We start from the raw sequence: 17,028 nt of genomic DNA, 5'->3' as shown, positions 1-17,028 counted from the left end.
ATGGGAAAAAGAAAAATAATTGTCGGCAGCCGAGAAAGCAGGCTGGCGGTGATCCAGTCACAATTTGTTATGGAGCAGATCCGGAGAAATCATCCTGAACTGGAACTTGAGCTTATTACCATGAAGACCACAGGGGACGTTATTTTGGAACAGACGTTGGACAAAATAGGAGGAAAAGGCCTTTTTGTGAAAGAACTGGACAGGGCCCTCTGTCAAGGTGTAATTGATATCGCTGTTCACAGTTTAAAGGATATGCCGGCAGAAATACCGGAGGACCTGCCGATTACGGCATTTTCTAAAAGAGAAGATCCCCGGGATGTACTGGTTCTGCCGCAGGGGACAGGATCTATAGAAAATCTAGACAAAGAAAAGGCTGTTGGTTGTTCCAGCGCACGCCGAACAATCCAGTTTTTAGATCTGTATCCGGGTTTAGATGTCAAGCCTGTGCGGGGCAACGTACTTACCCGGCTCAAAAAGCTGGACGAGGGTGAATTCAGTGCTCTGCTGCTGGCTTTCGCAGGACTTAAGCGGCTGTCACTGGAAACCCGTATCAGTAGGGTGTTTTCAACAGAGGAAATGATCCCTTCTGCCGGACAGGGAATCCTGGCGATTCAGGGCAGAAAAGGCGAGGATCTCAGCTTTTTGGCGTGTATCAACGACAAAGATGCTCAGACAGCAGCCCTGGCTGAAAGAGCCTTTATTCAAAAACTTGACGGCGGGTGCAGTTCACCTGCTGCGGCATTCGCCGAAGTGCATGGTACACAAGTCAGGATTACCGGCCTCTATGTCGATGTTGAAACCGGTGAAAAGGCCAAAGGCAGCATGACTGGCGACCGCAGGGATGCGGCAGAAATAGGATACAGATTGGCAACGAGACTACTTGCGGAGGTAAGATAAATGGAGCAAAAGAGAACGGGAAAAGTTTGGCTGGTTGGGGCAGGCCCGTCTGATGCAGGACTGCTCACCGTAAAAGGGCTGCGTGTTCTTCAGAATGCAGAGGTTGTCATCTACGACAAGCTTGTAGGTATTGAAATCCTCAATTTAATCCCTAAAGACGTAAAAAAAATAGATGTCGGCAAGCTACCGACCTATCATCGTATCCCGCAGGACGAGATCAACCGGATTCTGCTGGAAGAAGCCCTGGAAGGCAGGACAGTCGTTCGTCTGAAGGGCGGAGATCCGTTTATGTTCGGACGTGGCGGAGAGGAATTGGAACTGCTCCAGGAACATCAGGTTCCGTTCGAGGTAGTACCGGGGGTGACATCGGCCATCGCGGTTCCTGCCTATGCAGGAATCCCGGTAACCCACAGGGACTTTTGTTCTTCCCTGCATATCATTACCGGACATACAAAAGAGGGCGAGACTCCGAATATTGATTTTCAGGCTGCTGTAAACATGAAAGGAACGTTGGTATTCCTGATGGGAGTATCGGCGATCAAAAGTATTTCCGAAGGGCTGCTGGATGCTGGAATGGCTTCGGATATGCCGGCGGCGGTCATCGAAAGAGGGACGACAGCAAGACAGCGCAAGCTTCTGACGACAGTCGGCAACCTGCCGGGTGACGCTGCAAAGGCGGAAATCCGCAACCCATCTGTTATCGTAATCGGCCAGGTCTGTTCCTTGTCCGAGAATTTCGAATGGGCAGGGAAGCGTCCGCTTGCAGGTAAACGTGTAGTGGTAACACGTCCGGAAAAACTTAATTCCGTCCTTAGTCAGAAGATCCGAGATCTTGGCGGGGAAGCTTTGGAATTCCCATGTATCCAAACCAGACCAATAAGCGACAATAAAGCATTCAATGCTGCACTGGAGCGGATCAGAGAATATAACTGGCTTGTTTTTTCCAGCGCGGCCGGCGTAGAGGCTCTCTTTGACAGAATGTACGAAATGGGGAGAGACATCCGTGACCTGTACGGGATTAAGATCGCGGTTATCGGAGCCGGAACGGCCAAGGTGTTTACCCAGCGCGGCCTTCGCATTGAGTATATGCCGGAAAGCTATAACGTCGCCAGCCTTGCCAGCGGCCTCGTCAACGTTCTGGCACCTGGAGAAAAAGTGTTGGTCTTACGGGCCAGGGAGGGCTCGGAAGATTTGAACCGTATTTTTGATCAAGAGGGAATCTGCTATGAAGATATTCCGGTTTATGACACGTTCTACGAATCGGACAGCAGTATTTTTTCAAAAGAAATAATCCTGTCCTATGATTTTGATTATGCGGCATTTACAAGTGCTTCGACAGTAGGAGGATTTGTCAATGCCCTGCCGCAGCTGGATTTTACAAAGGTGACGGCAGTTTGCATTGGTGAAGAAACAGCCAAAGCCGCCCGAAGTCACGGGATGAAGTGTATTATTGCCGAAAAAGCTACTTTGGACAGTATGATTGAGGCAATCTCGCAGTAGCAGTAAATGGCAGCTAAAGGAGGTACCGATGGAAGTGATCAGACCTAGAAGACTTAGAAAAGACAACGTTACCCGGGAGTTGGTACGTGAAACTCGTCTTTCTAAAAGTGCCCTGATCTACCCGATATTTATCAAGGAAGGTAGTGCAATTGAAGAAAATATCGAAGCGATGGACGGCCAGAAGCGCTACAGCCCGGACCGGGTTGAACATACGGTGGAAACCGTCATCAAGGCTGGTATCGGCAGTGTTCTGCTTTTCGGGGTACCGGAGCACAGTCGCAAGGATGAGACCGGAAGTGAGGCCTATAACGAAAACGGTGCCCTGCAGCAGGCTGTTCGGAAAATCAAGTCGAGCTTTCCACAGATTAATGTCATTACAGATGTATGCCTTTGCGAATATACCAGTCACGGACATTGTGGCCTATTAAAAGGCAAGGAAGTGGATAATGACGGCACTCTGTCAATACTGGCCAAAGTGGCAGTATCCCATGCCCAGGCCGGTGCAGATATGGTAGCGCCATCCGATATGATGGATGGACGGGTACAAGCCATCCGCGAAGCGTTGGACCAACACCATTTTACGACCCTACCGATTATGTCCTATTCGGCCAAGTATGCATCCTCCTTCTATGGACCTTTTCGGGAGGCAGCCGGATGCACACCGTCTTTCGGAGACCGGAAAACTTATCAAATGGATTATCATAATCTGCGGGAAGCCGTCCGGGAATCTGAACTTGATGTGCTGGAAGGGGCGGACATTTTGATGGTCAAACCGGCTCTGGCTTACCTGGATGTGATTGCCAAGCTCAAAGAGACATTTGACCTTCCCCTGGCTGCTTACAGTGTCAGCGGAGAGTACAGCATGATTAAGGCCGCAGCCAAGGCCGGAATGATTGATGAAGCCGCGATGATCTGCGAAACGACCGTGAGTTTTTTTCGGGCAGGAACCGATATGCTAATCACATATTTTGCACCGGAGATTGCGGCGTATATCAGTGAAGGAAGAATTGGTTAAGATTTAACAGTTAAAAGGCAGGTACAAGCTATGAAATCGGAAATATTATATGAAAAGGCTAAACAGCTGATGCCCGGCGGAGTCAACAGTCCTGTGCGTAATTTTCAGTCTGTCGGCGATACGCCACGCTTTATCAGCCGTGCCAAAGGGGCAAGACTCTATGATGTAGACGGTAACGAGTATATTGACTATATTGGCTCTTGGGGGCCGATGATCCTTGGGCATGCCAATCCGGAAGTGCTGGAGGCTGTCGTGACGGCAGCTGAAAGAGGCTTGAGCTTCGGAGCTGCCACAGAAGCTGAGGTCAGGATGGCCCAATTGATCTGTGACCTGGTTCCGTCAATTGAAATGATCCGGATGGTCAATTCCGGAACAGAAGCAACGATGAGCGCAGTGCGTGCAGCCCGCGGCTTTACCGGTAGAAATAAAATTATAAAATTTGAAGGCTGTTACCATGGGCATAGCGACGCAATGCTGGTCAAGGCAGGATCAGGGGTTATGTCCTCCGGCGTACCGAGCAGCCTCGGTGTTCCTCCGGGATGCGCCGTTGATACCCTGACGGCGGTATTTAATGATATTGGCAGTGTGCAGGCCTTATTTGAAAACAATAAAGATCAGGTTGCAGCAGTGATTGTTGAGCTTGTACCTGCCAATATGGGTGTTGTCCTGCCGAAGCCGGGTTTCCTGCAGGAGTTGCAAAAGCTTTGTACTGAAAACAGCACATTGCTCATTGCCGATGAGGTTATTACTGGATTCAGGCTTGGTCTTGGCGGAGCCCAAGAACTGTTTGGCATTAAGCCGGATTTAACGGCTTTTGGAAAAATTATTGGCGGCGGCATGCCGGTCGGGGCATACGGTGGAAGAAAAGAAATTATGCAGCAGGTCGCACCCTGCGGAGGAGTCTATCAGGCAGGAACCTTAAGCGGAAACCCTGTGGCCATGGCTGCAGGTATTGCTCAGCTTTCTATTCTTAAAAACAACCCGCAGATCTATACGCATATCGATAGTCTCTCAGCAAGACTAAGCAACGGATTACGGGAACTGATCAAAGCTAGAGGCCTAAAGGCGACGGTAAACAGTATTGGCTCGCTTTCCACTCTGTTGTTTACCGAACGGGAAGTCTATAATTATACCGATGCCTTGACCAGTGATACGAAGATGTATGGACGATTCTTCAGTGCCATGCTAAATCAGGGAATTTATCTTGCCCCTGCGCAATTCGAAGCGATATTTGTCTCTAATTCCCATACGGAAGTGGATATTGACCGGACGCTGGAGTGTGCAGAGAAGGCCTTAAGATCTCTCTAAATTTGAATATCCGATTTCATTAGAACACCAGTAAATGAAGTTAGAATCTTCAATTAAGGAATTATTTTTTTGGAAAGGGAAGAGTGCAATGACGGGAATTTTAATCTTAGCTCACGGTAGCAGACAAAGTGAAACGGAAAACACGCTGCAGAAAATCATTGAGATGGTTAAGGAAGAACTGAAGTCTGGACTCAATACTAATTTAATTGAATATGCGTTCTTACAGTTCTCCGCTAACAATCTGGAAACTGGCTTGAAAAAACTTGTTGACCGGGGAGTTACAGAAATCAAGGTCATTCCGTATTTCCTGTTTGACGGCGTTCATATCCTGGAGGATATCCCGGCTGAAATTGATGGATTCTTGAAAGAATACCCCAATGTAAAAATCAGCTTTGGACAAACTTTGGGGGCAGATAAGAGACTTGCACAAATTGTTGTCGATCGGATAAAGGAAATGAGCGGTGACGCAAAATGCTGCGGCTAAACATTATTGGCATGGGTCCGGGCAATCTCCTGCAGCAGACTCGTGAGGCAGCGGAGGCGATAGAACGAAGCCAATGTCTGATTGGTGACAAGCGTATCCTGGCAGGATTGATGAACTTGGCAAATGGAAAAGATTTATATTATGCAACCCATGACCGGCAGATCAGGGAACTTCTGCATACGCTGCAATCGGCCGGCACATGCACCTATGAAGTTTCTATTCTGGTGTCTGGAGATGTTGGTTTTTACAGCCTGGCAAAGTCGCTCCTCAGCACACTGGAATCTGAAAACCTCGTAGCTTCACCAAACATCCGCTTGATTTGCGGAATTGGATCACTTCAGTATTTTGCCTCGAAGCTCAGAACTGCCTGGGACGATGCTGTGATCTGCAGCTTGCATGGCAGAGCCAATAATATCGTTGGAAAAGTGACAAATAACAGGAAGGTATTTGTTCTGACAGGTGGAGACCAGAATCCGGCATCCATCTGCAGGAGACTCTGTGATTTCGGCTTAGCTCATGTCAAAGTCAGTATTGGTGAAAACCTATTTTATCCGGATGAGAGGATTTGCACCGGAACTGCCCAAGAATTTATTGAACAGCCTTTCGCCTCACTGAGCGTCATGATAATCGAGAATCTAACGCCACTGGACCGGGTCTGCATCACGCATGGGCTTCCAGATGAATGGTTTGTGCGTGGTGATGTGCCTATGACCAAGCAGGAGGTCCGGGCAGTTTCTCTCTCTAAGCTACGTCTTCGCCAGGGTGATATCACCTACGACATTGGTGCCGGGACTGGTTCTGTTGCACTTGAAATGGCACTGCAGCAGTCGGATGGATTTGTCTATGCGATCGAAAAAAAAGATCAGGCGGTAGAGCTCATCCAAAGGAATAAAGAGAAATTCGGTGTGAAAAATCTTATTGTTATCAAAAATACGGCACCGGACGGAATTGCAGAGCTTCCGCCACCGGATAGGGTTTTTATCGGCGGCAGCAGCGGTAATTTGAAGGAAATACTCGATATGGTTTATGCCAAAAACCCGGTTGCGGGAATTGTTATCAATGCAATTACGCTGGAAACCCTGAATGAAGCCATGGATTACTATAACGATCAGACTGTTTATGACGTGGAGATTGTTCAAGTAATGGTCTCCAAGGCCAGAAAGCTGGCGAATTATCATCTCTTTACGGGACAGAACCCGGTGTTTGTGTTATCGGTCTGGCCTGTCAGAGTAAGCGTAGCGTATAAAGAAAGCTAAAATAAGACATGAATCAAAATGCACCCCCAAATATTAACCCAGAAAAAGTAGGAAGGTAAATAATCATGGAGCATCGATTTGAAAATGTACTGCCAGAGGAGATTGAAAAAAGAAGCTTTGAGATCATCACGGAAGAGCTTGGGGATATCCAACTGGATATGGAGAAAGCCCCAATCATCAAGCGGGTGATCCATACTTCGGCGGATTTTGATTATGTCCATAACTTGTGTTTTTCCGACAATGTCGTGCAGATTGCGCTTAGTGCCATTAAAAATGGGGCATCGATATTAACAGATACAAAAATGGCCAGCGTTGGAATTAATGCCGGCAAACTAGGCGCATATGGCGGAAAGGTTTACTGCTTTATATCCGATCAGGATGTAGCACAGGAAGCAAAGGAAAAGGGTAGCACACGCGCGGCTGTTTGCATGGAGAAGGCCAGTACCATTCCGGAACCGTTGATCATCGCCGTCGGAAATGCACCTACGGCACTGATCAGACTGGACCAGCTTATTCGGTCAGGACAGATTAAGCCGGTGCTGGTGATTGGAGTTCCCGTCGGCTTTGTCAACGTTGTGCAGTCTAAAGAGCTGATCATGCTTTCCGGCGTTCCCTACATCGTAGCCAGAGGCCGAAAAGGCGGAAGCAATGTTGCTGCAGCCATTTGCAATGCACTTCTTTATTCGCTCTAAATTTTGACCTATGGTCAAACAACACCTACACCTTGACAATTTGACATTGTAAGCCGTTAGGTGTGCCCGCGTATACGCCACGAAGCAAGAAACTTAAAGAAATCTATTGGAGATTAAATAACACCTGGATAAATAAAAGACTTGTTCCCAGAATTTTAATAATAGAGACTAAAAAACGTCCGGGCATTTAGCAATGTGCCGGATGTTTTAATTTATCTATGTTTTAATTTATCTTAAGAACCCTTTTTTCGAAATTCTAGCGGGGTCATCCCAACTATGCCTTTAAAAATAGAATTAAAATGGTTTTGATAGTTATATCCCACCGCATCAGCAATCTCCTTAATGGGCTTATTGGAATTCAGCAAAAGATCCTTGCTTTGCTCAATCCGGATTTTATTAATATTGCCTGCAAGTGTTAAGTGTGTTTCTTTGTTTATTTGACTGGAAAGATATGAAGGGCTTAAGCTAAGATACCTGGCCAGCTGATTTAAAGTAATCTTTTCAGCATAATAACGTTTGATATACTGTAAGGCCCGGTTTATATGGATCGAAAATTCCTTACAGGTTAAGACAGAAACGGCGTGTGTAAACACTTTAGAGATTTCTACCATTTGAATAATAATTTCTTCAGGTGAACTCTGTTTATTTATCTTGACAATAAAACACTCCAGCAGAGACATCATCCGTTCATAGGGAGCATTTCCCTGAATGGCGTAAAGACAGCAGATACTGCCTGTAATGATGCAATTTAATTTTAGGGAAAAAATATATTGCTCATCGTAGGCCCGCGTTTGCTACAGCAAGTCCCCGGATTTTCTGAGAAGCAGTTGTATTCCTTTTTCATCTCCGCGGATGATGTTATCTCTAGCACTCTTAAGAAAAAAATAAATCATGTCATAATGGCTTAGATTCGTTTGAGGTTGGGTATCATGTTGAGAGCAACGGCGTGATGATGAATGCAGTGCGTAATAAAAAAACAGTCTCACAGAATGTTCCTCGGACCGTCTATGGTCAACGGCTCATCATTGTTGCTATGCCAATTATTGATGATACCGACAATATTTTTGGTACATTTTCTGTTTTTTTACCGAAATTACACCCTGTGGCTGCTGCCTTTAAGGATTTTGCCCCTGTTTTGGCTGAAATGTTCGATGAAGGTTCGGTTATTTACATGACGGATTTAACTCAGGTTGTTTACCGGCAGGCTTCTCGAAAATTTGATATATCGTCTCTTCCTGTTGGCCATATTATTCAGGAAGAAGATGTTGCTTCCCGGACCATCAAAACGAAAAAGCCTATTTCAGAAGAAAGTGGAGCAGAGATATACGGTTTCCCTGTTTTAGAAACAAATTACCCGCTCTTTGACGAAGACAATCCTGACGAAATAGTCGCTTCTCTGGGAGTCATTATCCCCAAAAAAACAGCAGCACACCTGCGCATTATTTCAGGAAATCTTGAAGACGGCTTGTCTGCAATTTCTGCAGCGATTGAAGAGCTCGCAGCGGAGGCTACGAGTATTCACTCCAACGAACAAAATCTGAACAACAATATTAAGGAAATTATCGGCCTTTCTGAAGAAATTAATAAGGTTTCTGTTTTCATAAAAGAAATAGCGGACGAGACAAAAATGCTTGGTCTGAACGCAGCAATTGAGGCCGCCCGAGCCGGGGAATCAGGCAGAGGATTTGGTGTTGTGGCGGAAGAAATAAGAAAGCTTTCAGAACAATCTAAGAGCACTGTTCCCCGGATCCAGGAATTAACGGATACCATCAAAGCCAAAGTGAATGATGCTGGAGATATGAGTAAAAGTTCATTGCATGCCAGCCAGGAACAGGCCGCAGCAACGGAACAAGTCACAGCAAGCATTGAGGAAATTACCGCAATGTGCGGAGAATTAAATGAGATGGCAAAGACTTTATAAGCTCAATTTATGAATGTTCCACATAGAACAAACCTTAAGCAAGAAGATGCTTAGGGTTTGTTGATATTATTGTTCATTTTTCTCCGGTTCTTTCTTTTGGGGCATATTTGTCGTGCAGGGCATATGGCTGCCGTCTGACAAGGGCTTTCTATGTTTATACACGGATTGGCGCAGATCAGGCCGCTGTAGGGGCCTATAGTTACCGGTTACGGGATTATTTTTTTCTAATGGGATATTTTTAAGTGAAGATATTTTGTATAATAAGATTCAAAGAGGGTATCAGAATGTTGGATATGTTCATCCTGGGGCTGATTATTTCAGTACTCATTCCGGCGGTAAATATGATCCGTAAAACAATTTTACAGGGGATACAATCTCGGGCCTATGCAGCCTGTCCGGTGTTATTCTGGCTGTATATTGCTGAGAGCGAGTCGCTTCGCAGCGGTTTTCTGCGTCAAATGTGGTGCGGAAGTCTGGTTCTTTTCACGGCCTTTTTTGTGATTGCTTCGAACCACTTTACCCTATCTTTGGATATTGTCTTTTTCTTTACGCTGATGCTGCTTATTATGTTCCATCTTCTGAAACTTGTCAGGAACCTTTCTTTGTAATGATCCGGGATGGCTGTCGGTATTAATTCCTGACAGCGGAATTTCTGTATGTTTATAAAGAGAGGTATTTTTATGTTTAAATCTCTTACGGATAGACTTAATCCAGCCGGATTCAAAGCGAAGATGGAACAAATCAGCCGATTTATGAGGCAGCGGGAGTATGCGCTGACCTATAATTTGAAAGCCTATGATGCCATACTGAAACAGATCGAACAGTACCGACTTGCTCAGGCAGACGAGAAGCAAATAAAAGAAATCGGGAAACGTTTAGAATTCCGGGCCGCAAGCGGAAGTTCGCTTGATTTGCTGTTGCCGGAAGCTTTTGCGCTGGCCAGGGAGGCATCACGCCGGGTCTTGGGCCTGTTTCCTTTTACGGAACAACTGGTTGCGGGGATTGTATTGCATGAGGGGAAAATTGCTGAGATGCAGACTGGAGAAGGTAAGACCCTGTCAGCAGTCATGCCGGCTTATCTGAATGCTTTAGCCGGAAGAGGTGTACATATCCTCACATTCAGCGATTATCTGGCAGCCCGTGATGCCAGCTGGATGGGACCGGTCTATGAACTTCTTGGACTGTCGGTTGGATGTGTCAGGGAAGGTATGGCTTTAACGGAACGGCAAAAGGCTTATTCGGCGGATATTACCTATGTCTCGGCTAAAGAAGCCGGTTTTGATTATCTGCGAGATTGCCTTTGTTTGGAGCAGCAGGAGCTGGTTCAGCGCCCGTTTCATTATGCAATTATTGACGAGGCCGATTCAATTTTAATTGATGAAGCACGGATTCCGCTGGTGATTGCCGGAGAAATGAGCGGGGGCAGAGAGGATCTGTCCCACCTCGCCGGACTGGTGAAAGAATTGCGGCTTTTCCTGGATTTTGAATTGAACCAGAACGGCAATCATGTCTTTTTAACTGACAGCGGACTTCAGCATGTAGAAAGAATGCTGAACAAAAGTAATCTTTACCAGGCCCAAGATCTTCAGTTGCTGGCTAGGATAAACTGCGCGTTGCATGCAGAGGTCTTGCTCAAAAGGGATACGGACTATATTCTCCGAAACGACAGGATCGAACTGATCGATCCATATACGGGACGTATTGCCGACAAACGCCACTGGCCCGAGGACATTCAGGCAGCCGTGGAGGCCAAAGAAGGTATAAATTCGGGGAAGAATGGGATGATTTTGGGATCAGTCACGCTGCAGCATTTTTTAAGCTTATACCCGAAGATTTCCGGAATGACAGGAACGGCCGTAACCTCAACCGGTGAATTCAACGAATTTTACGGCATGGAAGTTGTTGTCATTCCCACCCATAGGCCGTGTATCCGTATAGATCATCCAGACTGGATATTTACAAGCCGGGAAACCAAGCAAAAAGCATTGCTCGAAGAGATTAACAGGGTACATCTCCGGGGCAGGCCTATACTGGTCGGAACAGGAAGCGTCGCAGAGTCGGAGTCTTTGGCGGCTGACCTCCGTCAGGCGGGAATCGCATGCAGGATCTTAAATGCCAAAAACGATGAAATGGAAGCCGGAATCATTGCGCAGGCCGGAGAACCAGGAGCAGTTACGGTTTCCACGAATATGGCCGGCAGAGGTATCGATATCAAGCTGGGCGGAGCCAGGGAAGAACAAAAAGAAAAAGTGATGACTGCCAAAGGCTTATATGTCATCGGAACAAGTCTTTTTGAAAGCCGCAGGGTGAACAATCAACTCAGGGGAAGAGCTGGAAGACAGGGTGAACCGGGAGAAAGCAGATTCTTTATCAGTCTGGAAGATGAACTGATCAAGAATTATCAGCTTGCCCGCTTTATTCCGCAAGACCATTGTCCTCAGGATCAGGAAGGTCCCGTTTCAGATCCTGTTGTCAGACTCGAAATAACGAGAGGAATCAGAATGATTGAGGGATATCATGAAGATATCCGGAGACAGTTGTGGGAGTATTCTTCGATGATTGAGCACCAGCGGCGGATCGTTGTTGAGAAAAGATTTCGGATCCTAAGAGATGAAACGGTGTTGAATCATTTGCAGCTTCAAGCTACGGAAAGATATCTGTCTTTGTCTGAGAAATATGGAACAAAGCTTATGCAAAAAATTGAAAAACAGCTTACGCTTCATTATCTGGATAAATGCTGGGCGGAATATCTTGCCTATATCTCCGATGTCCGGGAGAGCATTTATTTGGTAGCGCTGGGCAAAAAAAATCCGCTGACGGAGTTTAACCGCATTGCTATGGAAGGCTTTCGAGAATTGTCCGATAGAATTGAGACGGAAATTGTCAGTGCGTTTCATATCATTCAAGTTGATCACAACGGAATTGTGCACGAAGAAGAAGTCCTGCAAACTCCTTCAGTAACCTGGACTTATCTTCTGAATGAGAACGGGAACAACTTTTTATGATTCTGGCGGCACAATTCTGCGAGAAATCACAAGGATTATTCAAATGAATGTTGAATTGAGTATTTAGGATCTTACGCAACGCCCAGCTGGTTATGGACAGAGCAACGGTTATTGCCGGCGCGGGATTTTTTGGGAACGAATGTAGTGGCAACTGTAAAAAGAGGTGGCTGATGAAAGTAATCTATTATGACTGTTTCAGCGGCATAAGTGGAGATATGAATCTCGGAGCGATGCTCGATCTTGGCGTCCCAGAGGATCATCTGCTCGCTGAGCTGGCTAAACTTCAAATCAATGAGCAATATACAATGAACATCCGTTCTGAAAGCAAACATGGAATTGAAGGCACACGCGTAGAGATAACGGTTGAAGACTCCGTGAGCCACCATTCCGGCCAGCAGGCGAGAACGTTGGCTGATATCACTAAAATGATCAGGGAAAGTGATTTTTCAGCAGCTGTGAAAGACAGAAGCATCCGGACATTTGCCATTCTGGCGGATGCGGAAGCAAGGGTTCATGGAATAAAGGCCGAGCAAGTCCATTTTCATGAGGTCGGGGCTGTGGATGCGATTCTTGATATTGTCGGGTCGGCTGTTTGCCTGGAATACTTGCAAGCTGACAGGATCGTCGCTTCCAGTGTGGAACTTGGTGGTGGATTTGTGCGCTGTGAGCACGGCCTGCTTCCAGTTCCGGCACCAGCCGTAACAGAGCTGCTCCAGGGTGTCCCGGTAAAGACCGGAATCGTGCCTTTTGAGACGACGACGCCTACAGGAGCGGCTATTCTGGCTGCGAATGTTCAAGAATATACGGACAATGCGGATATAATCATTCAGCGGACCGGTTATGGGATTGGCCGGCGGGATTTGGAAATACCCAATATTCTACGGGTGTATCTTGGGGAGAGAGCGGAAAAGACTGCTCCCGGATTCAGACAGCAGGAAAGACAGTGGATGCTGGAAACGAATATTGATGATATGAATCCGGAGTTCTATGAATATATTGAAGAAAAGATGGTTGCTGCCGGAGCCCTGGACGTCTTTAAAACGCCGGTGATCATGAAGAAGGGGCGACCGGGGTCAAAATTAAGCGCTTTAGTCAACAAGGAAGGGATTTCAGCTGTCGGGGAAGTTATTTTGCGGGAAACATCGGCGATTGGCTTGCGCAGTTATCCAGTTGAAAAAACGATGCTCCGCCGGGAGAATATGCTGGTGCAGACCCGGCACGGTCCGGTCAACGTAAAATGTTCTTATTTGGATGCGGAAAGAATCAAATCGAAACCTGAATATGAAGACTGTAAAAGACTTGCCAGGGAGCATGACCTTCCCTTAAGCGAAATCTATGCTGAGGTTTACAGGCTGCTGCCCAAAGGCAATCGATCCAGAGCTTTAGATCAAGAGAGGAAGAACTGAACGTGTTTTCATTATCTGCGGTCCTGCTGTTTATTACCTCGTCCATTGTACTGATCCTGGCACCCGGTCCGGACATTGTATTTTTGATAACCCAGGGTATAGCCAAGGGAAAGAAGGCAGGCATTTTTACTTCAATCGGGCTGACGCTGGGTAATTCGGTTCATACGTTGGCCGCGGCGCTGGGGCTATCTGTCATATTCAAGACGTCAGAAGTCGCCTTTGTTCTGTTTAAAACCTGCGGGGCGCTTTATCTTTTTTATTTGGCATATAAAGCGATCAAACATCGGAATGACCCGCTGACTTCCGGTGTTGACCAACAAGGGTCCGGTCACCGCGGCCTGTTGCTGCGAGGTTTCTATATGAATGCTTTCAATCCGAAAGTTGCCCTTTTTTTCCTGGCATTCCTGCCTCAGTTTGTCAATTCTGAATTTGGCAGCGTTCCTTTGCAGATGATATTCTTAGGGCTTATCTTTATGGGGCTTGTTGCGCTGATTTTTGGGCTTATCGGTTACTCGGCCGGATCTCTAGGGAATTGGATTTTAAAGAAGCCCAGGTTTTCCATGGTTATGAACATTGTCTCGGCGACCATCTTTGGAGCACTCGGCTTTAAGCTTCTGACCAGCACAAGATAAAACACGAACTTCGAATGAATGATGAGGAAATGAATAATCATCGACTAAATCAAAGGAGCAATCATAATGGAAACGAAATCATCCTCTTCGGGGGCCAAGATGCAATCAAACCGCAGGGAGGTTTTATGGCGGCTGTTTCGTCCGCACACCCTTACGGCCTCATTCATACCGGTTCTGATTGGTTCGGTACTGGCTTGGCAGATTAGAGACGGCTTAAACTGGGGACTGGTAGCGGCAATGCTGATTGCTTCAATCTTAATCCAGGCAGCCACGAATATGTTTAATGAGTATTACGATTTTATCCGGGGACTGGATACAGCGGAATCCGTTGGCATCGCCGGTGCAATCACCAGGGACGGAATAAAAGCAGGGACAGTTCTAAATCTGGCTTTGGTTTGTTTGCTGATTGCATCACTGCTGGGTATTTACATCTGCAGTAGCAGCAGTTGGTGGCTGGCCCTGATTGGCCTGGGCTGTATGGCTGTCGGTTATTTGTACACAGGTGGGCCTTACCCGATTGCCTACACCCCTTTTGGAGAATTGCTGGCCGGGCTCTTTATGGGATCAGGAATTATTTTGATTGCCTATTTTGTTCAGACCGGCAGCATTAACTGGGACGTCTTTTTAATTTCTGTTCCGAATCTGATTCTAATCGGAGCAATCATGATGTCCAACAACATACGTGACCGGCAAGGGGATCAGCTGAACGGGCGTCATACACTCGCCATTCTGTTGGGACACCGCAGGGCTGTACAATTCATGGCGGGAATGTTCCTGGTGGCCAATCTTTGGGTAGTTGTACTTACCCTGGCAGGCGTTCTGCCTGTCTGGGCACTATTGGTCCTGCTGAGTATTCCGAATGCTCTTCAGGCCTTGAACGGATTCCGCAATAAAAAATTCCCGGCTGAAATGATGCCGGGAATGAAAAGTGTGGCTCAGACCAATACACTTTTTGGGATTCTGCTTACCATTGGTTTGTTAATTGAAGTAGCCGTAAGTCAACTGTAATATAACGAAAAGCGAAAGGCAGTGCTACCGGTTCAGAGGCATGAACAGTGCTATCATGGAGCAGAGACTCTATACCTCTCCACAGTGCTCAGTAAGGAAGCGGCGAGTTCCGCTTCGACGTGGGTAACTTGTTCGTCATAGACGACTTCAAGAACTTTCGTATTCGCATATAGCCAGGCCAATGCGGCTCCGTCGGAAACAGGAATTTCCAGACTAACCCGAATGTGGTCACTGAACAGTTCTTTCTCGATGGCCTGCTTCAGTTCTTCCAACCCGCTCCTCTGCAAAGCAGAAATTTCTACAACAGGCCGAGTTTCGCGCCACAAGCTGATCCGGTTGTCCGGATGCAAACGGTCAACTTTATTGAGGACAATCAGGGTCGGTTTACTGCCTGCACCAAGTTCTGCCAGGATTTCATCGACAATCCAGATGTGGTCTTCGACCTGAGGATCAGCAGCATCAGCCACAATCAAAATCTGGTCGGATAATACGACTTCCTCCAGGGTTGATTTAAAGGCATCGAGCAAATTAGGCGGAAGTCTTCGAATAAAGCCTACCGTATCGGAAAGCAGGACCGTACTGCCGTTATTTAAGGGAAGCTTGCGGGTTGTCGGATCAAGCGTAGCAAACAGTTTGTCCTCGGCCAAGACATCCGAGCCGCACAACGCATTTAAAAGGGTAGATTTCCCGGCATTGGTATAACCGACAATGGACAGAACCGGGATATTGTTTTTTTGGCGGTTTCCGCGGAGAACACCGCGTTGTCTACGGATATCGTCAAGGCGTTCTCTCAGATGAGCGATCCGGGAGCGGATATGACGACGGTCGGTTTCCAGTTTTGTTTCACCCGGTCCCCTTGTTCCGATGCCGCCTCCAAGACGGGAAAGCGCCACACCGGTTCCTGTCAGGCGGGGGAGTCTATATTCGAGCTGGGCTAGCTCTACTTGCAGGATTCCTTCCCTGGAACGGGCATGCTGGGCGAATATATCCAGAATCAGGCCTGTACGGGACAGAACTTTCAACCCCAGCTTTTCTTCGAGGATGCGCTGCTGGGTGCCGTTTAATTCTTCGTCGAAGATAACCAGATCAGCCTGGCGTGTCTGAATCATTTGCTGAAGTTCTTCGAGCTTGCCCGGGCCGATGATCGTTGAGGAATCGCGGGCTTCTTTTTTTTGCATTAAATGGCCAACAATCAAGGCCCCGGCTGTTTTGGCCAGCTCTTCAAGCTCGGCAAACGAGACTTCTGCTTCACTGATTCCGTACAGGTCTCTGCTGTACCGTGTCTGCAGTCCAACCAGTATGGCACGTTCACTTGTTTTGGCTTTTTCTGCAGGCAATTTCCTGAGTATATTGTCGGCATCTTCGATATTTTGAAAGAGCAACGCAAAGTCATCTATATCAGCCGAAAGGGGTCCGAAAATATTGACCTCCTCAATGGTCGTGGGTGACAGAATGCCGACATAAAGGTCCTCAGCCCGGTTATTCCGGATCCCGATGGCGATCATTGCATCGAGATTCAACTGCTTCAGAGAACTGATGTCCATGGAAGACAATAAACCGCTGCTCTTGGGATGGGTATGAATACAGCGGGTGCCCGAAAGGCGCTGCAGGCTGCGTTTCTGCTCCACTTCAGCCAGCTTCACGGTACTGTGATTTCCTATGCTGACATCGGTGATCCGGCCTTTGCGGTCGGCATACACGGCAATTTCCTTGTTCACCTGCGAAGAGATTTCGGCAAGTTGTTCAATGAGTTCCTGTGTCCACAAATGGTCTCTAGGGATTTGGTAAGTATAGAAACTGTTTAATTTTTCAAGAATACTGTTTTTTATACTTTCTATTTCACCGTTAACCTGTAGCAAAGGCAATTCCTCCCTGTGGTAAGATTAGGAAAGAAGACATTGAGC

The 17,028-nt window shown here is 47.0% G+C and carries 15 protein-coding genes; 13 read left to right on the top strand and 2 right to left on the bottom strand.

Translation table 11 applies throughout. The features are described 5' to 3' along the window. From hemC to DHBDCA_RS14370, 7 genes are all read left to right on the top strand, one after another. The gene (gene hemC / locus DHBDCA_RS14400; protein WP_015044967.1) at positions 1 to 897 is read left to right on the top strand and encodes a hydroxymethylbilane synthase; all 897 of its coding nucleotides are present in this window, start codon (positions 1 to 3) and stop codon (positions 895 to 897) included. Next, positions 898 to 2,397 (top strand): uroporphyrinogen-III C-methyltransferase, encoded by a 1,500-nt coding sequence (cobA, locus tag DHBDCA_RS14395; protein ID WP_015044966.1) that lies wholly within the window; start codon positions 898 to 900, stop codon positions 2,395 to 2,397. Between the two features lie 28 nt (positions 2,398 to 2,425). Beyond that, on the top strand, positions 2,426 to 3,412 hold the full coding sequence (hemB, locus tag DHBDCA_RS14390) for a porphobilinogen synthase (protein WP_015044965.1): 987 nt from the start codon (positions 2,426 to 2,428) through the stop codon (positions 3,410 to 3,412). A 30-nt stretch (positions 3,413 to 3,442) separates the two neighbouring features. Next, entirely contained in the window at positions 3,443 to 4,720 is a 1,278-nt protein-coding gene (hemL, locus tag DHBDCA_RS14385; protein WP_015044964.1) for a glutamate-1-semialdehyde 2,1-aminomutase, read from the top strand. Positions 4,721 to 4,808: 88 nt separating this feature from the next. Continuing rightward, positions 4,809 to 5,204, top strand: a complete 396-nt coding sequence (locus DHBDCA_RS14380; protein WP_015044963.1) for a sirohydrochlorin chelatase — start codon at positions 4,809 to 4,811, stop codon at positions 5,202 to 5,204. Further along, positions 5,192 to 6,460: a bifunctional cobalt-precorrin-7 (C(5))-methyltransferase/cobalt-precorrin-6B (C(15))-methyltransferase gene (locus tag DHBDCA_RS14375; protein WP_015044962.1), complete on the top strand. Its 1,269-nt coding sequence runs from the start codon at positions 5,192 to 5,194 to the stop codon at positions 6,458 to 6,460. Before DHBDCA_RS14380 ends, DHBDCA_RS14375 begins: the two co-directional genes overlap by 13 nt. A 65-nt stretch (positions 6,461 to 6,525) precedes the next feature. Then, positions 6,526 to 7,152, top strand: coding sequence for a precorrin-8X methylmutase (locus DHBDCA_RS14370; protein ID WP_015044961.1), 627 nt, complete (start codon positions 6,526 to 6,528; stop codon positions 7,150 to 7,152). A 233-nt stretch (positions 7,153 to 7,385) separates the two neighbouring features. Here the strand turns inward: DHBDCA_RS14370 and DHBDCA_RS14365 are convergent, their stop codons facing one another. Then, positions 7,386 to 7,835, bottom strand: coding sequence for a helix-turn-helix domain-containing protein (locus DHBDCA_RS14365; RefSeq protein ID WP_015044960.1), 450 nt, complete (start codon positions 7,833 to 7,835; stop codon positions 7,386 to 7,388). A gap of 266 nt (positions 7,836 to 8,101) precedes the next feature. Here DHBDCA_RS14365 and DHBDCA_RS14360 point away from each other — a divergent pair, with 266 nt between their 5' ends. The 6 genes from DHBDCA_RS14360 to DHBDCA_RS14335 all read left to right on the top strand — a co-directional run bounded on the left by DHBDCA_RS14360 (position 8,102) and on the right by DHBDCA_RS14335 (position 15,124). After that, positions 8,102 to 9,073, top strand: a complete 972-nt coding sequence (locus DHBDCA_RS14360) for a methyl-accepting chemotaxis protein (protein ID WP_015044959.1) — start codon at positions 8,102 to 8,104, stop codon at positions 9,071 to 9,073. Between the two features lie 284 nt (positions 9,074 to 9,357). Next, positions 9,358 to 9,681 (top strand): hypothetical protein, encoded by a 324-nt coding sequence (locus tag DHBDCA_RS14355; RefSeq protein WP_015044958.1) that lies wholly within the window; start codon positions 9,358 to 9,360, stop codon positions 9,679 to 9,681. Between the two features lie 72 nt (positions 9,682 to 9,753). After that, entirely contained in the window at positions 9,754 to 12,078 is a 2,325-nt protein-coding gene (gene secA2 / locus DHBDCA_RS14350) for an accessory Sec system translocase SecA2 (protein ID WP_015044957.1), read from the top strand. Between the two features lie 170 nt (positions 12,079 to 12,248). Next, entirely contained in the window at positions 12,249 to 13,484 is a 1,236-nt protein-coding gene (larC, locus tag DHBDCA_RS14345; protein ID WP_015044956.1) for a nickel pincer cofactor biosynthesis protein LarC, read from the top strand. Positions 13,485 to 13,486: 2 nt separating this feature from the next. Then, positions 13,487 to 14,116, top strand: coding sequence for a LysE family translocator (locus DHBDCA_RS14340; protein ID WP_015044955.1), 630 nt, complete (start codon positions 13,487 to 13,489; stop codon positions 14,114 to 14,116). A gap of 66 nt (positions 14,117 to 14,182) precedes the next feature. Next, a complete protein-coding gene (locus DHBDCA_RS14335; RefSeq protein ID WP_015044954.1) occupies positions 14,183 to 15,124 on the top strand; it encodes a 1,4-dihydroxy-2-naphthoate polyprenyltransferase in 942 nt (313 codons plus the stop codon). A gap of 53 nt (positions 15,125 to 15,177) precedes the next feature. On the opposite strand, the gene hflX is transcribed toward DHBDCA_RS14335, so the two are convergent. Next, positions 15,178 to 16,983, bottom strand: a complete 1,806-nt coding sequence (gene hflX, locus DHBDCA_RS14330; RefSeq protein WP_015044953.1) for a GTPase HflX — start codon at positions 16,981 to 16,983, stop codon at positions 15,178 to 15,180. Positions 16,984 to 17,028: the final 45 nt, after the last annotated feature.

The organism is Dehalobacter sp. DCA (genome assembly GCF_000305775.1).
In the GTDB taxonomy this organism is placed as follows: domain Bacteria; phylum Bacillota; class Desulfitobacteriia; order Desulfitobacteriales; family Syntrophobotulaceae; genus Dehalobacter; species Dehalobacter alkaniphilus.
The sequence above is the reverse complement of the archived record's forward strand: the minus strand, read 5'-3'. Positions and strand labels throughout refer to the sequence as shown.

What these genes read in the sequence shown, in the direction of transcription:
- DHBDCA_RS14365 (WP_015044960.1), bottom strand. Translation starts at nt 7,835, where the DNA reads ATGATGTCTCTGCTGGAGTGTTTTATTGTCAAGATAAATAAACAGAGT.
- DHBDCA_RS14380 (WP_015044963.1), top strand. Translation starts at nt 4,809, where the DNA reads ATGACGGGAATTTTAATCTTAGCTCACGGTAGCAGACAAAGTGAAACG.
- secA2 (WP_015044957.1), top strand. Translation starts at nt 9,754, where the DNA reads ATGTTTAAATCTCTTACGGATAGACTTAATCCAGCCGGATTCAAAGCG.
- hemC (WP_015044967.1), top strand. Translation starts at nt 1, where the DNA reads ATGGGAAAAAGAAAAATAATTGTCGGCAGCCGAGAAAGCAGGCTGGCG.
- DHBDCA_RS14360 (WP_015044959.1), top strand. Translation starts at nt 8,102, where the DNA reads ATGATGAATGCAGTGCGTAATAAAAAAACAGTCTCACAGAATGTTCCT.
- cobA (WP_015044966.1), top strand. Translation starts at nt 898, where the DNA reads ATGGAGCAAAAGAGAACGGGAAAAGTTTGGCTGGTTGGGGCAGGCCCG.
- larC (WP_015044956.1), top strand. Translation starts at nt 12,249, where the DNA reads ATGAAAGTAATCTATTATGACTGTTTCAGCGGCATAAGTGGAGATATG.
- DHBDCA_RS14370 (WP_015044961.1), top strand. Translation starts at nt 6,526, where the DNA reads ATGGAGCATCGATTTGAAAATGTACTGCCAGAGGAGATTGAAAAAAGA.
- hemB (WP_015044965.1), top strand. Translation starts at nt 2,426, where the DNA reads ATGGAAGTGATCAGACCTAGAAGACTTAGAAAAGACAACGTTACCCGG.
- DHBDCA_RS14335 (WP_015044954.1), top strand. Translation starts at nt 14,183, where the DNA reads ATGGAAACGAAATCATCCTCTTCGGGGGCCAAGATGCAATCAAACCGC.
- DHBDCA_RS14375 (WP_015044962.1), top strand. Translation starts at nt 5,192, where the DNA reads ATGCTGCGGCTAAACATTATTGGCATGGGTCCGGGCAATCTCCTGCAG.
- DHBDCA_RS14355 (WP_015044958.1), top strand. Translation starts at nt 9,358, where the DNA reads ATGTTGGATATGTTCATCCTGGGGCTGATTATTTCAGTACTCATTCCG.
- hemL (WP_015044964.1), top strand. Translation starts at nt 3,443, where the DNA reads ATGAAATCGGAAATATTATATGAAAAGGCTAAACAGCTGATGCCCGGC.